This window comes from Bacillus sp. NEAU-Y102 (assembly GCF_054788175.1).
The window spans coordinates 12,382-26,361 of record NZ_JBTWFK010000004.1 but is presented as its reverse complement, the minus strand read 5'-3'; the positions used below and the strand labels follow the sequence as shown (position 1 = coordinate 26,361).

The 13,980-nt window shown below is 34.0% G+C and carries 16 protein-coding genes and 1 pseudogene; 6 read left to right on the top strand and 11 right to left on the bottom strand.

Annotation, left to right across the window (positions count from 1 at the left end; translation table 11 throughout):
* Positions 1 to 60: 60 nt before the first annotated feature.
* Together rsgA and ACYFX0_RS11925 are read right to left on the bottom strand one after the other, a co-directional pair.
* Entirely contained in the window at positions 61 to 1,110 is a 1,050-nt protein-coding gene (gene rsgA / locus ACYFX0_RS11930; RefSeq protein ID WP_460270561.1) for a ribosome small subunit-dependent GTPase A, read from the bottom strand.
* 182 nt (positions 1,111 to 1,292) lie between these two features.
* On the bottom strand, positions 1,293 to 1,820 hold the full coding sequence (locus ACYFX0_RS11925) for a DinB family protein (RefSeq protein ID WP_016077838.1): 528 nt from the start codon (positions 1,818 to 1,820) through the stop codon (positions 1,293 to 1,295).
* Positions 1,821 to 2,016: 196 nt separating this feature from the next.
* Here ACYFX0_RS11925 and ACYFX0_RS11920 point away from each other — a divergent pair, with 196 nt between their 5' ends.
* Together ACYFX0_RS11920 and ACYFX0_RS11915 are read left to right on the top strand one after the other, a co-directional pair.
* A complete protein-coding gene (locus ACYFX0_RS11920; RefSeq protein ID WP_000426317.1) occupies positions 2,017 to 2,364 on the top strand; it encodes a DUF4257 domain-containing protein in 348 nt (115 codons plus the stop codon).
* Positions 2,365 to 2,448: 84 nt separating this feature from the next.
* Complete coding sequence (locus tag ACYFX0_RS11915; RefSeq protein WP_000162602.1) at positions 2,449 to 2,673, top strand: hypothetical protein; 225 nt, start codon at positions 2,449 to 2,451, stop codon at positions 2,671 to 2,673.
* A 320-nt stretch (positions 2,674 to 2,993) separates the two neighbouring features.
* Here the strand turns inward: ACYFX0_RS11915 and ACYFX0_RS11910 are convergent.
* Together ACYFX0_RS11910 and ACYFX0_RS11905 are read right to left on the bottom strand one after the other, a co-directional pair.
* Positions 2,994 to 3,632: pseudogene (locus ACYFX0_RS11910) on the bottom strand (MFS transporter); the annotation flags it as partial.
* A gap of 15 nt (positions 3,633 to 3,647) precedes the next feature.
* On the bottom strand, positions 3,648 to 4,583 hold the full coding sequence (locus tag ACYFX0_RS11905) for an aldo/keto reductase (protein ID WP_098577923.1): 936 nt from the start codon (positions 4,581 to 4,583) through the stop codon (positions 3,648 to 3,650).
* A gap of 106 nt (positions 4,584 to 4,689) precedes the next feature.
* Here ACYFX0_RS11905 and ACYFX0_RS11900 point away from each other — a divergent pair, with 106 nt between their 5' ends.
* On the top strand, positions 4,690 to 4,998 hold the full coding sequence (locus tag ACYFX0_RS11900) for an ArsR/SmtB family transcription factor (protein ID WP_001259903.1): 309 nt from the start codon (positions 4,690 to 4,692) through the stop codon (positions 4,996 to 4,998).
* Positions 4,999 to 5,037: 39 nt separating this feature from the next.
* Here ACYFX0_RS11900 and ACYFX0_RS11895 read toward each other — a convergent pair whose 3' ends face one another.
* From ACYFX0_RS11895 to ACYFX0_RS11885, 3 genes are all read right to left on the bottom strand, one after another.
* Positions 5,038 to 5,985, bottom strand: coding sequence for a serine protease (locus tag ACYFX0_RS11895; RefSeq protein WP_000099758.1), 948 nt, complete (start codon positions 5,983 to 5,985; stop codon positions 5,038 to 5,040).
* A gap of 275 nt (positions 5,986 to 6,260) precedes the next feature.
* Positions 6,261 to 6,548, bottom strand: coding sequence for an AbrB/MazE/SpoVT family DNA-binding domain-containing protein (locus tag ACYFX0_RS11890; RefSeq protein WP_000648324.1), 288 nt, complete (start codon positions 6,546 to 6,548; stop codon positions 6,261 to 6,263).
* A gap of 115 nt (positions 6,549 to 6,663) precedes the next feature.
* Positions 6,664 to 8,544: an ABC transporter permease gene (locus ACYFX0_RS11885; RefSeq protein WP_063675241.1), complete on the bottom strand. Its 1,881-nt coding sequence runs from the start codon at positions 8,542 to 8,544 to the stop codon at positions 6,664 to 6,666.
* 275 nt (positions 8,545 to 8,819) lie between these two features.
* Here ACYFX0_RS11885 and nadE point away from each other — a divergent pair, with 275 nt between their 5' ends.
* Positions 8,820 to 9,638, top strand: coding sequence for an ammonia-dependent NAD(+) synthetase (nadE, locus tag ACYFX0_RS11880; protein ID WP_000174897.1), 819 nt, complete (start codon positions 8,820 to 8,822; stop codon positions 9,636 to 9,638).
* Positions 9,639 to 9,680: 42 nt separating this feature from the next.
* Here the strand turns inward: nadE and ACYFX0_RS11875 are convergent, their stop codons facing one another.
* From ACYFX0_RS11875 to ACYFX0_RS11860, 4 genes are all read right to left on the bottom strand, one after another.
* A complete protein-coding gene (locus ACYFX0_RS11875; protein ID WP_000024996.1) occupies positions 9,681 to 10,142 on the bottom strand; it encodes an NUDIX hydrolase in 462 nt (153 codons plus the stop codon).
* 28 nt (positions 10,143 to 10,170) lie between these two features.
* Positions 10,171 to 10,368 (bottom strand): DUF4083 domain-containing protein, encoded by a 198-nt coding sequence (locus tag ACYFX0_RS11870; RefSeq protein ID WP_014894789.1) that lies wholly within the window; start codon positions 10,366 to 10,368, stop codon positions 10,171 to 10,173.
* Between the two features lie 107 nt (positions 10,369 to 10,475).
* On the bottom strand, positions 10,476 to 11,636 hold the full coding sequence (locus ACYFX0_RS11865; RefSeq protein WP_000520849.1) for a transglutaminase domain-containing protein: 1,161 nt from the start codon (positions 11,634 to 11,636) through the stop codon (positions 10,476 to 10,478).
* A 150-nt stretch (positions 11,637 to 11,786) separates the two neighbouring features.
* A complete protein-coding gene (locus ACYFX0_RS11860; RefSeq protein ID WP_001034828.1) occupies positions 11,787 to 12,539 on the bottom strand; it encodes a YwqG family protein in 753 nt (250 codons plus the stop codon).
* 218 nt (positions 12,540 to 12,757) lie between these two features.
* Between ACYFX0_RS11860 and ACYFX0_RS11855 the strand changes: the two genes are divergently transcribed.
* A complete protein-coding gene (locus tag ACYFX0_RS11855; protein WP_000540420.1) occupies positions 12,758 to 12,901 on the top strand; it encodes a YjcZ family sporulation protein in 144 nt (47 codons plus the stop codon).
* Positions 12,902 to 12,989: 88 nt separating this feature from the next.
* Complete coding sequence (locus ACYFX0_RS11850; protein ID WP_000686798.1) at positions 12,990 to 13,955, top strand: patatin-like phospholipase family protein; 966 nt, start codon at positions 12,990 to 12,992, stop codon at positions 13,953 to 13,955.
* The last annotated feature ends 25 nt before the right edge of the window (positions 13,956 to 13,980 follow it).

The following is a 13,980-nucleotide window of genomic DNA, read 5'->3' as shown; positions in this document are numbered from 1 at the left end:
TATAAATAATATTATTATAAAATTTACAAATAGAAAAAACCAAAGGGCACCCTTTGGTTTTTACATTTTTTTATGTTGTTTAGAAAGCTTTTTCCACTTATCACGCTCTGCTCTGGCAAGGATTGCATCTTGTTTTCTCATAAAATACGCCAGTTCTCTTTGTAATTTTTTATAGCTTTTCAAACGATCTATCGTAATAAGTCCGTTATCAATTGCACTATGCACCGCGCATCCTGGTTCATTCTCATGCTTACAATCACGAAAACGGCATGTTGTCGCGAGTTTTTCAATATCAGAGAATGTTGTTTGAATCGCTTCGCTTCCTTCCCAAAGTTGCAATTCCCTCATGCCGGGAGTATCAATAACTAAACTACCACTCGGTAATCGGAACAATTCACGATGAGTTGTCGTATGTCTTCCTTTACTATCTTCCTCACGAATATCTCCCGTTTTTGCTACTTCAATTCCTATAAGTGCATTTAACAAAGTGGATTTCCCAACACCGGATGATCCGACTAAAGCAATTGTTTTCCCTGAAGAAACAAATTGCTGCAACGATTCAATACCAGTATGCTCTAAACTATCAACGACGAAGATTGGAACACCAATTGCCACAGCTTCCGTTTCAACAATTTTCTGTTCCATGTCCTCACATAAACTACTCTTTGTTAAAACAATTACAGGCATTGCACCGCTTTCATACGCTAAAAGTAAATAACGTTCCATTCTTCTTACATTAAAATCATGGTTAAGTGCATTCACTAAAAATAGATAATCTACATTCGCTGCTATTACTTGTTCTTCCGTTCGAGTACCAGCCTCTTGTCTAGAAAAAGAGCTTCTTCTCGGAAAAATACTATGAATGATAGCTTTCTTTTCATTCTCTATTTTCTTTATATACACCCAATCACCAACAGCTGGATAATCTCCCTTCGTTACTGCTTCATGCCGAAACTTCCCAGACAGTTCTGCCATATATTCACCATCGTTACAAATAATGCAATATATATGCTTATGCTCAAGTAAAATACGACCTACTTCAAATTTCTCTACAGCTTGTTCCTCAAAAAAAGAATCCCAGCCATACGATTCTAAAATATTTTGATTCAAATTGATATCCTCCCTAGTTTTAGCTAAGTGGAAGGATAGTGCGCTCACTTATATCGTTTCGCCCTTTCCATCCACCTTTGTATTTGGTTTATTATTCATATAAGTTATTTTCGCCATAACACATCACCCCGTTCTTATTTTAATTACTCTCATTATATGGAATTCTCCTATAAAAAGCTACATCATTTAACGTAATTTTCAAATAACTTGTTTTTGAGCATTCTAATTTGTCCTCGGTGACTAATTTCATCTTCTAGCACATGAAACCAAAGATAGTGCTGGTTATATACTACACCGTTAGGCCACTTTCTTTCTGACATGAGCCACTTATCACCTTGTTCACTTAAATACTTCAGAGATTCTTCTCGAACACTTTGTAGAAGTTGTACATAATACTGTATTTCATGACCACGGATCGCTCTATCCGCTTCCCCTAAATACAGTGCATCTTCCCATATTTCTAATTCTTCTTTTGTAAAGTCACGATCTTGAAATGAAATAAGCTGATGAACTTTTTCAATAGCTGCTATATGTTTTAATAAGGCACCAATTGAATTCCCGCTACTCTGCATAATTAAATCTAATTGCTCAACTGATAAATTTCTTACTTCGCCTAATGTTACAGCTCTCGTATGCTCAAGCATGCTTACTAATTCCCCTATTTTTTTTGTATAACCATCTACACTTCTTATTCGATAATCTATATTCATATCACGCACCCCTTTCTGCATTCATATTATTGTAAAAATGATTCATATAATAGACTGAAATATATCTGAATTTTCCGTTATAATTAAATTGAATACAAAATATACCCAAACAAACTTTCTCAATATGCTTATATGAAATATTAAAAGGAATCAATATAAAATAATCGAATCTTATTCACTAAAAGGAGTGGATTCGATGGAAATGTATCAATGGCTAACCGCTGTTCTCGTTGGTGGCATTACTGGCTTCGTTTCCCATCTAATCAATAACCAAGGTAAGTTATTGCTTCCACGCCGTTTGAAAACATTTTTTCATTTTGGATTTTTAACTGATATTTTTACGGGTAGCCTAGCCGCACTTCTCGGACTCGTTTTATTCGATGTCACCGCAATAAAAGAAATTATAAAAGTATCCATTGTAACTGCTATTTCCGGTCAAACTTTCTTACTACATCAAGCTCTTGGTGGCGAACAGGCTAAAAATACGCAAATTGGGAAAGCTGATGAGAAGATTCAAGAAATTGACAAATTATTGCGACGTTAGTGTATACTTTCTTTTAAAATTATTGTTATAATGAGAAATAAATATTTTCTATTGCGTCGTTTGTCAGGAGAAAGGGTGTTTCGTATGACAAAAAAGAAAATAGAAGATTTCTTAACAAACTCCGAAAAAGAGGAACTGCTAGAAAACTATAAATGTTTACGAGAAGCCCGCACAAAAAGCGAAGCTAACTATTTTGGTGAAGCAGTGAACCATCTATTAAATAAAGCAAAACAACGAATTATTAAAGATGCAGGTATACATGATGAAAATGCAGCAACTGTTCAATCAAAAAGAAAAGCACTGTTTTAGTTACATTAGCTAAAACAGTGCTTTTTGTTACAATATTTTTCACATTACTTTCACATCTATTTCACAAATATAAGTACTTCTATATGTTAAACTAGGTATATCCTTTTCCGAGGAGCTATATGCCGATATATAAATCCCTATCACCATAGGGATTTTTTATTTTTTCCATAATTTTATTACAATTCTTTTTCAATAATATAGCTGAACAACGAATTATTAAAGATGCAGGTATACATAATGAAAATGCAGCAACTATGCAATCAAAAAGAAAAGTACCTTTTAGACTTAACCAAAAAAGTGCTTTTTGATTTACTAAAACTTTATGATGCAATTCCTTTTTCATTATCTTTATTAATGTTTTCACTTTTTCTAAACAGAAATAAAGCTAAAACATATAATAACGCAGTAAAGCTACCTACTAATATAAAATTATGAGATGTTGCAAATAACATTCCTGCTATTGCCGCACCAATCATTTGGCCAATGTACATCGAGGCATTTGCAAGAGCAGCACCTGTTCCTCTTGCTATAGTAGACATGTTTTGTAAGTGTCCCATCATTAATACAAACAAAATTCCTGTCACAAAAAATAAAACAAAGAAAAATAATTCAACAAATATAATACTCTTTAAATAAGGGAGTATTACATATAACACTGCTGTAAATACAATTCCACCATAGAAAGAAAAATTGTAACCAATTTTATTTACGAGTCTAGGGCCCAAAATATTACCAGCTAAATTTCCTAATCCTAGTACAAGCATAGCCGTACCTACTTCATGAACCTGTAACCCAAATTGAACGAAAAGCCATACACCAAAGAATGAAAATGCAGCAAAATTTCCGGTTTGAAAAATAAAGTAGGCAAAATAGGAAAGTGAAACCTTTGAATCTGTAAGTAATTGTTTATAACGCTTTAAGATAGATTTTTTATTTCCACTTATATAAACAGAGGGTACTATCCCTCTGTTTCACTAATCTTCTAAAATAGATTGGATTTCTTTCATGACTCTTTTATTCAATGAAACGTCTACCGCTTTCACACTTTCTCTTATTTGCTCTGCCCGCTTTCCACCAGGTATAACTGTATCAATTCCTTCTTTATTTAATAACCATGCTAACGCTAAATGAGACACTTCAATATCATTTTCTTTAGCTAGCCCTTTTAACTTTTCCACTTTCTTAAAATTACTCTTATATGTATTTTCTTCAAATAGATTTACATTTTGGCGCCAATCGACTTCGTTCAATTTAAAATCTTCTGTATATTTTCCGCCTAATATTCCAAAAGCAAGAGGCCCATATGGAATAAATGAAATACCCGCTTCTATACAATGCGGCAACAGTTCTTCCTCAGCCGTACGTTCTAACATATTGTACGGAGATTGTACAACATCTATATGACCATGTTGGTTCGCTTCTTTTAATTGTTCTATGTTTACGTTCGATATTCCAATTGAACGAATTTTCCCTTCTTCTTTTAAACGAGTAAGCTCTCCGATTGAATCTATGTAACTTGTTTCAGAATTTGTAAAATGCAAATAATATAAATCAATATAATCAGTCTGTAACCTTCTTAAGCTATTCTCCACAGCATTTCTTAAATAACTTGGTTCATTGTTAATATAAGTTTCTCCATTTAATAACGGTTGAATTCCACCTTTTGTAGCAAGTATAAGCTTATGGCGTTTTCCCTTTAATACTTCTCCTACCATTTCCTCAGATCTACCGACACCATATGAATCTGCTGTATCAAAAAATGTAATCCCTTGCTGAATAGCTTCTTCTACTAATTGCTTTCCTTCTTCTTCATTCACATCAGCATATAAATTATGTCCCCCTACTGCATTTGTACCTAAACCCAACTTTGAAATATTTAATCCTGCCTTTTGTAATTTTGTATACTTCATTTTTTCTCCCCCTATATTTCTATTGTTCTAATATATTCGAAGAATAGAAATATACCACTTTATATGTTATAGTGCAAATATCTCAACTTATACAAGCAGGTGAAATATGCGTACACTCTATCATCCAAATCGAGAAGAAATTCAATTTTCTTCTGTCTTATATGCACTTAGCGATCAAATTCGTTTACAAATTGTAAATATGTTACTAGAGAAAAACGAACAATCTTGTGGCGCTTTAAACATTCCTATTGCGAAATCAACTTTATCTCACCATTTCAAAGTTTTACGTGAGTCAGGTGTTATGTACACGCGCCTTGAAGGAACACAACGTTTCATTTCAATTCGTGAAGAAGATTTAAATGCTAGATTCCCAGGTTTGTTACAAGTTGTATTACATGCGACAGAGCCATATTAAAAAACATCTCATATGAATATGAGATGTTTTTTAATATGGCTATTCTTTTAATAAATCTATTAATCCATTTCCTTCAGATGTACGTTCGTACCCTAAAGGTACAGTTCTTTTAATGAGTTGTGCATATATTTCCGGCTCCGATAACTTTCGACCATATTCTTTCTCACACTGTTTAATGAGCAAGGCGAGCGCTCCAGCAACATGCGGCGTCGCCATGGAAGTTCCACTTAACACAGCATATTTCCCATCTGGATACGTAGATAATATTTCATCACCTGGCGCTACTAGATCAATTTCTTGATTTGAATTACTAAAACATGTAATCTTCCGCTCTAAATTAACAGCACCAACTTCAATTACCTCAGAATAAGCACCTGGGAAATCTAATTCCTCTGTTTCATCATCGCAATCTCCATTATTTCCAGCAGCACATACAACGAGAACATCCTGATTTACCGCATTTTGAATTGCTTCATGTAATTCTGGAACATCTTGCGGACCACCAAGTGACATTGAAATAATTCTCACTTTCTCTTGATTCGGCCCTCTCCAATTTACAGCATAATGAATTGCCTCAATAATTTGCTCATAACTTCCAGAACCATCTCCCGCTAAAACTTTTAATACTAACATTTTAGCAAGTGGTGCAACTCCCAATACACCGACACCATTTTCAGTCGCGGCAATCGTGCCCGCTACATGAGTACCATGTCCGTTATTATCAAGATACACATTTGGATCAGCTTCATAATCTTTTGTGAAATTTCTTCCGCCGATAATACGATCCTTTAAATCTATATGATTGGTATCACACCCTGTATCTAATACGGCAACGACTACATCTTGCCCCTTCACACTCTTTTCCCATACTTGTGGAGCGTGAATCAGTTGTACACCTGGTGGAATTTCATTTACTTGCTCTACCACCTTATTTACGGTAAACGGAATCAATTGTATACCTTTTTGCTTATTCACTGTACTACTCATCGTAATCCCTCCTGAAAATGTATTATTTTCATTTCAGACCACTTTTGAATACTTGTAAATGTAAAATTCGTTTTATTCTTTTTGTTTTCCTTCTTTTCAAATATTTCTCAACATCATTAACTAACTCTATACTACTTTTTTATTTCCCCTATGATTTGTAGGAAGTAACAGCCCGTGTCGTTCAACTAATAACCAAAATAAGAGGACCAATTAATGGTCCTCTTACAGTCTTTTAAAAAAATGATATGTAATTTGAAAAATAATATAAATTAAGACTAAACCTCACTCTTGTTTAAAAACTTTTCTATTTCTTTTACTAAATATTCCGCTCCCTCTATCCCAACAGTAATATTTCCATTTGCTAATGATATGTTCTGTTCTGAAACATCACCTGTGATTTGGCAAGCATTGTAAGGTTGATATTTTTGCAAAATGATTTTATCTGCTTCTACAAAAATTTCAAGCGGTGATTTGATTTGTATTCCCAATACATCGCGTAATTCTTTAGGGATAACAATTCGTCCTAATTCGTCTACTTTTCGAATAACTCCTGTTGCTTTCATAGTTCTCCCCCCTTACTCTCTATTAATTTTTCCACCTCGCTTTTTCCATTTTATCACTTTTTGACAATACTTGCCTCTTTTTAGAAAATTTTGTACTCGAGTTAAAAAAACACATTTAATGCATACGTAATCTCTCTTTCAATTGTTTTACATAACGGGATCTTATAAGTAAGAAGTATACAACTTGAATACCTATGAAAATACTTAATACAACTGTATTTTCTTTAAACAATGAGTACTCAAACATTTGCCCTAACGCCGTTAAGGCTACTGCCCCATGTAATGTTGCAACACCAATTGGAACGAAGAATAAAAGCGCCAATCGAATTGTAACTACCTTCGATAATTCCCCACTCGTCAATCCAACTTTTCGAATCATTTCGAACAAGCGAACATCATCCTCCAAATCGGAGAATAAACGGAAGTAAAGGAAACTTCCTGCGCAAACGAAAAATACTATACCAATAAAGAAACCTACAAATAAAATCGGTCCTGCAATTTGTAAACTTTGGTTTTGTTCGTACTCTTCCGCACTAAACGTTGAATGTTCTTGATGCGGTTTAATTTGATGCGTAAGCTCTTTACCAATTTCAATCTCATCTTTCATTCTTTCAGTTTTATACATATAATCTTTTGTCTCTATAAATCCATCTTGTAATGAATCATATTGATTATTAGAGATTACATAAACATTTCCTCTTAATATTTTCCCCAATGAAGATGAAGTAACTTTTTTCACCTTTAAATGTTCATTCATATTGGGTAAAGTAATTTCTTTTCTTTCTTTCATCGCCGGCCCTGGTATATTAGCTGACAAAAATACAACCTCTTTATTTGCTACAGTATTAAATGGTTCTCCTGTTAACTTTGCATATTCCTTATAGTCTGATTCTTTTATAAAAGTGGCGCTTCTTAACGACTGTTCCTCCGTTTTCTTTGTCGAAATATTAGTTTTTGAAGCTGCTATATTATGTTTCTTTAATCCTTTGTCAATCATTTGTATATGTTGTGATTCGTTACTATTCCCTTGCTTAGAATGGTAATGAAACGCAATTGGTCTCTCCATTATCCCTTTCGTCATGGATGCGAAGCCAACTAATGTCCCTATTGCTGAAAATGCTACAGTAGAAATAATGGTTACAATAAAGAACATTCTTGCGTTATCTCTCATGCGATACGCTAAATCTGATAACGTAATAATATTAGTCTGTGTCCAATAGAAACGTTTACTTTTTTTACATAATCGAATAATAAAGACACTCAGCTGCTTGTACAACAAATACGTCCCAATAGTAACTACCGTTGTAACAGGAATCATCATAATAAATACCATTGCGCCATGCGATAGAAGAGCTCCTATATAGCCAGCACTAAGCAACACTACTGCTAATATTGAAGAAATGATTGATGCTTTCGGTTCCGGTTTTGCCTCTGCTGATCCTCTAAACAACTTCATAATTTTATTTTTACGAATCATTCCTGCACTAAACAATGATATGATCATAAATAATATGAAAAACATAATACTCGTTACAACAATTGCTTTCATCGGTATGTAATAGGATAAGGAGATATCTAGTTTTAATATCATCGGGGCGGCAAATATTAATACCCCTGAAAATAACATACCTGAAAGAATACCAAAAATAATTGCCCCTATTCCAATCATAATATTTTCAAAAAAGATAAGACGCTTTAATTGATATTTCGTCATACCTAGCATCATTAAAATTCCTAGCTCACGCTTTCTCGTTTTTAAAAACATTCCCATCGAATATAAAATAAAGAAGAATGTAAATAAGTAAATAATAGACTGTGCAAAAGACATACTTACGAATACGTACTGCCCCAATTCTCCTGCACTTAATGCCGGATGAAACGCAAAAAATGAATACACAAAAAAGGCCATAATTGCAAATGCACTACTTAAAAAATAGGCTGAGTATGTCCGTCTATTTCGCGTTACATTCCGATATGCGAGTTCTCTAATGTTCATATTACTTCTCCGCCCTTCTTTCTACTAACTATGTTTTTATATTAGTAAAGTACGGAAATACCTTCCATCGATTCAAATGACAAAAACCTTACATTTTTGAAAGGTTTAAAAAAATTGATTATGCGTAGTACTTTATTTATAATGACTACATTCATATTCATACACACATCCTATTGTATATTCGTTAGTTTTGCGAAATAATAAAGGATAGAAGTATGTACCAATATAATACATAATTTTTTTTACCGCTTTAATATGAATAGGAGGAAAATATAATGACATTACAAGAACAGATTATGAAAGCATTACATGTTCAGCCTGTAATTGATCCAAAAGTTGAAATTCGTAAACGAGTTGATTTCTTAAAAGATTATGTAAAAAAAACAGGTGCAAAAGGATTTGTACTTGGGATTAGCGGCGGCCAAGACTCTACATTAGCAGGACGCTTAGCACAACTTGCAGTTGAAGAAATTCGTAACGAAGGTGGTAACGCAACGTTTATCGCTGTACGTCTTCCTTATAAAGTACAAAAGGATGAAGATGACGCACAATTAGCGTTACAATTTATTCAAGCTGATCAATCAACTGCATTTGATATCGCTTCAACCGTTGATGCTTTTTCAAATCAATACGAGAACTTATTAGGTGAATCATTAACTGATTTCAATAAAGGTAACGTGAAAGCTCGTATCCGTATGGTTACACAATATGCAATTGGTGGACAAAAAGGGCTACTTGTTATCGGAACAGATCACGCTGCAGAAGCTGTAACAGGGTTCTTTACAAAATTCGGAGATGGTGGTGCAGATTTATTACCATTAACGGGATTAACGAAGCGCCAGGGACGTGCATTATTACAAGAGTTAGGTGCAGACGAGCGACTGTACTTAAAAATGCCAACAGCTGATTTATTAGATGAAAAACCGGGTCAAGCTGATGAAACAGAGTTAGGTATTACTTATGATCAATTAGATGATTATTTAGAAGGTAAAGCAGTTCCAGCTGACGTTGCAGAGAAAATTGAAAAACGTTACACAGTAAGTGAGCATAAAAGACAAGTACCAGCGTCAATGTTTGATGATTGGTGGAAATAGAACATAAAAAAAGAAGCTAATCTTTTAGCTTCTTTTTTTATGTTAGCGATATACCCCTACTCTTTTCTCCAATAAATCTTGCAAGCAATCTTCATGTTGTTTACAAAATAACGGTGGCATGTCGTCTAACGGGAAAAACTTCAAATCTAACGTTTCATCACCATCTACTTTTTTGTCGCCTCCAACTATTGAGCATGAAAAACACATCACAATTGACTGTGCCTTATCTCCATTTGGATATGATTGAAAATATTTTGTATACACTCCAATAAGCTCATTTATTTCTACATCATACCCGGTTTCTTCTTTTATTTCTCGAATCGCAGTTTCCGCAGCCGATTCTCCTATCTCCATTGCGCCACCTGGAAATCCCCAAGCGTTAAAGTCTCCTCTTTTTTGCAATAATACTTCTCCCTCTTTATTAAATACACAACCACCGGCAAAATTTAAGAAAACATAATCATGCCCTACTTTTTCACGTAATTCTTTTATATAGTTGGCCATTCTCTTTCCCCTTTTCATACTTCTATCACTATTTCTTATCTTTTTCAAGCAACTCAATAATTCGATCTAGCTTCTGGTTCATATTAATTACATAGTGTTTCTTTGCAGCGCTGCTTTGTAATACTCTTCTAATAAACAAAGTAAATGATATGAAAAACAAAACGATAAGTCTGATTACTAAACAAGTATATATCAATGTAAATATATTACTTTCGAACAAGTTCATTCAGCATTCACATCTTCTCCTTTTTATTTTATCACATAATTAACAATTTTTTAAATTAAACAACAAATATAAAAAGAGCATCTTTTACAGATGCTCTTTCTCATTACTTAATACGTAAATGTAATTGTCGCTAATGAATAACCGGCCATTGCACTATATGGTGCTACTTGATAAGACACACGCTTTGCACCTTTTGGCCAATTTATTTCATTTAATACTTTCTTTATATCTTGCATCGCTCCATCCATGGACTGCTTATATCGTACTTCTACTTTTTCTGGTTTGGCTGCAAACTGTTGCTGTAACTTTTTCTTAAATTCATTATAATTTTCTGCTCCGTATTCCGCAGATAAGTATTGTAAATTTGTTTCTTTTAACATTTGCTCATATACGACAGTTTTTGAGCTACCAGCTTTTATTTTATTTGTTAATTCACCAAAATAACTTGTAGTTGCTGCTGGATATTTACTACGATCCCAGTCGTGATCTTTACTTAACTGTTCGTCAGACATATTAAAATATGAGTAAGTTACACGCCCTGCTTTATCTGGTACTGGATCATCAAATGTAGTATCTAGGTGATACCATTTGTTTTCAATGTTTACTAAATTCCACGCGTGAGCTTGTCCGTTTCCTGTGCCTGTTACAATATGATTTTGAATACCTGCCTCTTTTAACAACTCATACGTTAATAGTGTATATCCTTGGCAAACGGCAGAACGATTCGCTAATGCTTCATATGCCGTATACGCTTGATAAGACGTATCATAAGACACATGCTTAACAACGTAATCGTGAATAGCTTTTACTTTCTCATGCTCATCCATCCCTGGTTTTACAATTGATCCAACAATTGCTTTCGCCTGAGCTTTTACATATTGAGTTTGTTCTTTTGATTCACGGTATTTTACTTGCAGTGTAAACGTATAGTCCCCTGGCATTCCTTTAATAGAATATCTAGTAGACGCTACATTATATTTTACATACTCATCAGCATCTACAATTTTATTAAACTCACCATACAATTGATCCATAATATTTCTAGCATTTCTATCTTTTGTTTTATATGTGATTGTAATATTTTCTTCTCGATTATCAATCTGTTTTTTTAATTCTTTTCTGAAATCATCTAATAACTTTACATCTGATTGTGCTGTCACTGTAGTCGGATTTGTAGCTGCATAAGATACAGATGACGCTTGTAAGCCTCCCATTACTATAGTTGAACAAAGTGCGGCAGCTGTCACATACTTACTTGTCTTTCCCATCTTGTCACTCCTTATATTCTATAACTATACGAAAAAGTATCGTATAGTTTCAGAGTATACAATACTTTTTCGTATAGGTCATATGAGATTATGCATATTAACTAATTCACATAAAAAGGTTGTTCTTTTAAAAAGAACAACCTTTTTTCATTAGCAAGTTTGTAATACGCAGCATGTATTTTCAAAACGTCGATTTTTCAAATCTTCATTACTAATGCAGAAATATAGCATTCCTAGTTCTCCCCAAACCATATTACAATTTTTATGATCTGAATCAATTTGGAATAAAAGAGTCATTTGCTGCGGGTCTACTCCCATATATTCTCCTGTCTCATATAACACTTCTTCTTGTACAGAGAATGGCTCACCAAACATTTGATGGTTATCGTAGTTATCCGGAATTAGCTCTTCAAGTAATTGCAAGAAATGATCTGAATCAGCCTCATCTTCAATGAAAAGTTCTGGTAATTTGTATGTCAGTTCAAAAGTAATTGCACACTGGTTATATTTCGCTTGTATTTGATTTTCTCTTCGTAATTGCTCTACAGGAATATCATAATAAAGTACATGCCCAGCTTCTGTTAGGTTCACATTTTCTTCAAAATAATTTTCAATGCAAAAGAAATACAGCATCCCCGTTTTAGGAAGATTGTGATCCATACCAACATTTTGTATATCACTTAAGTTAAATTGCGCGATAAATTGTAGTGGATTTCCTTTATGCTTTGGATATTCAAATAAAGCTGGTAAATCTGGAAATCCCCCCATTTTCGAACTACCTATCGCAACAGTTTCCTGCTGCTTTGGCACAACTTTTATACAAGGAAATATAGTATTAATAAGTTCCTCTTTCAAGTGTGTTAGTTCATATTTATCAATTAATACTTCAATTTTTTTATTCATAAATTCTCCTTACATTTACATACTTATTTGTATCTTAGTACAAAGATTATACTTCATTCTTTACAAAATCAACAAGCCTCCAAAAAACGGGCTTATCCTTCGTACGCGAACAAGTTTAAATAAGCATACTATACATTGTTCCTACAAACACGATAATTCTTTAGTTCTTCCAGTACATTTTCCCCTCGTTCATTTTTAAATATAAGGAGGAATTCCACATGGGTTACGGATATAGTTGCTGTGGTTACGGATACGGTGGTGGCGGCGGTTGTGGTTACGGAGGTTTCGCTTTATTAATCGTTTTATTTATCCTTCTAATCATCATCGGAGCTAGTTGTTGGGGCGGCTTTGTAGGCTGCTAGTAAACTTAAAAACTATTGCAAAAAAAGCACGTACAATACGTGCTTTTTTGCCATTTCCAAATCTTTTATTCGAAAGGAAGTATGTTTAATGAAGATTGATGGTGTTTTTGAAGGAGGCGGTGTGCGCGGTATTGCGCATGTTGGGGCAATTTGCGCGTTAGCCGAAAAAGGTTATGAATGGGAACGTGTAGCTGGTACATCGGCTGGTTCGATTATTGCAGCGCTCCTAGCGGCAGGATATTCTTGTTCAGAGTTAAAAACGATTATAACTGATATTGATTATAATAAATTTATGAAAAGAACTTTTATTGATAGAATTCCTTTTATCGGTAAGGGACTAAGTGCATGGACTACTCTAGGTATATACTCTAATGTATTTATAGAAGAATGGATTGAAGAATTACTTCGGAAAAAAGGTGTTCATTTATTTACTGATTTACCAGATCTAAACAAACTCAAAATCATCGCCTCTGATATTAGTAATGGTAAAATGGTTGTCTTTCCTGACGACTTACCAAACTACGGATTTTTAAATTATCGCTTCTCTATTGCTAAAGCGGTAAGAATGAGTAGTACAATCCCCTTCTTCTTTGAACCCGTAAAATGGAGAACTCCAAAATGGAAGCAGCCTTGTTATATGGTTGATGGAGGAATTCTAAGTAATTATCCAATTTGGATCTTCGATTCACCTACCGCTCCTCGCTGGCCGACTTTCGGATTTCATTTTGTAAAGGATGAAATTCAAGCTGACCCTGCTCGCTATAACGAGCCTATTTCCATGTTCAAAGGACTATTTAAAACAATGATGCAAGCCCATGATTTACGTCATTTAGATAAGGAATCAAAAGCAAGAACCATTACAATTCCAACAGGAACGATTACAAGTACTAATTTTGAACTGACAAAGGAAGAAAAAGAATGGCTTTACAATTCTGGTTATAACTCTGCTAATAAATTTTTACAAGCTTGGAACTTTAGGCAATATATTGATGAATATAGAAAAGGGAATCAAGACCGAAAGACAAATCGATTTTTCCGTCAACTTGACTCATAATATTATTACTTTGCATATAAATACG

Coding starts and splice junctions, on each gene's coding strand:
- ACYFX0_RS11865 (WP_000520849.1), bottom strand. CDS start 11,636: ATGGGAAAGACAAGTAAGTATGTGACAGCTGCCGCACTTTGTTCAACT.
- ACYFX0_RS11860 (WP_001034828.1), bottom strand. CDS start 12,539: ATGAATAAAAAAATTGAAGTATTAATTGATAAATATGAACTAACACAC.
- ACYFX0_RS11895 (WP_000099758.1), bottom strand. CDS start 5,985: ATGAGTAGTACAGTGAATAAGCAAAAAGGTATACAATTGATTCCGTTT.
- ACYFX0_RS11850 (WP_000686798.1), top strand. CDS start 12,990: ATGAAGATTGATGGTGTTTTTGAAGGAGGCGGTGTGCGCGGTATTGCG.
- ACYFX0_RS11900 (WP_001259903.1), top strand. CDS start 4,690: ATGCGTACACTCTATCATCCAAATCGAGAAGAAATTCAATTTTCTTCT.
- ACYFX0_RS11890 (WP_000648324.1), bottom strand. CDS start 6,548: ATGAAAGCAACAGGAGTTATTCGAAAAGTAGACGAATTAGGACGAATT.
- ACYFX0_RS11915 (WP_000162602.1), top strand. CDS start 2,449: ATGACAAAAAAGAAAATAGAAGATTTCTTAACAAACTCCGAAAAAGAG.
- ACYFX0_RS11920 (WP_000426317.1), top strand. CDS start 2,017: ATGGAAATGTATCAATGGCTAACCGCTGTTCTCGTTGGTGGCATTACT.
- ACYFX0_RS11855 (WP_000540420.1), top strand. CDS start 12,758: ATGGGTTACGGATATAGTTGCTGTGGTTACGGATACGGTGGTGGCGGC.
- nadE (WP_000174897.1), top strand. CDS start 8,820: ATGACATTACAAGAACAGATTATGAAAGCATTACATGTTCAGCCTGTA.
- ACYFX0_RS11905 (WP_098577923.1), bottom strand. CDS start 4,583: ATGAAGTATACAAAATTACAAAAGGCAGGATTAAATATTTCAAAGTTG.
- ACYFX0_RS11875 (WP_000024996.1), bottom strand. CDS start 10,142: ATGGCCAACTATATAAAAGAATTACGTGAAAAAGTAGGGCATGATTAT.
- ACYFX0_RS11885 (WP_063675241.1), bottom strand. CDS start 8,544: ATGAACATTAGAGAACTCGCATATCGGAATGTAACGCGAAATAGACGG.
- ACYFX0_RS11870 (WP_014894789.1), bottom strand. CDS start 10,368: ATGAACTTGTTCGAAAGTAATATATTTACATTGATATATACTTGTTTA.
- ACYFX0_RS11925 (WP_016077838.1), bottom strand. CDS start 1,820: ATGAATATAGATTATCGAATAAGAAGTGTAGATGGTTATACAAAAAAA.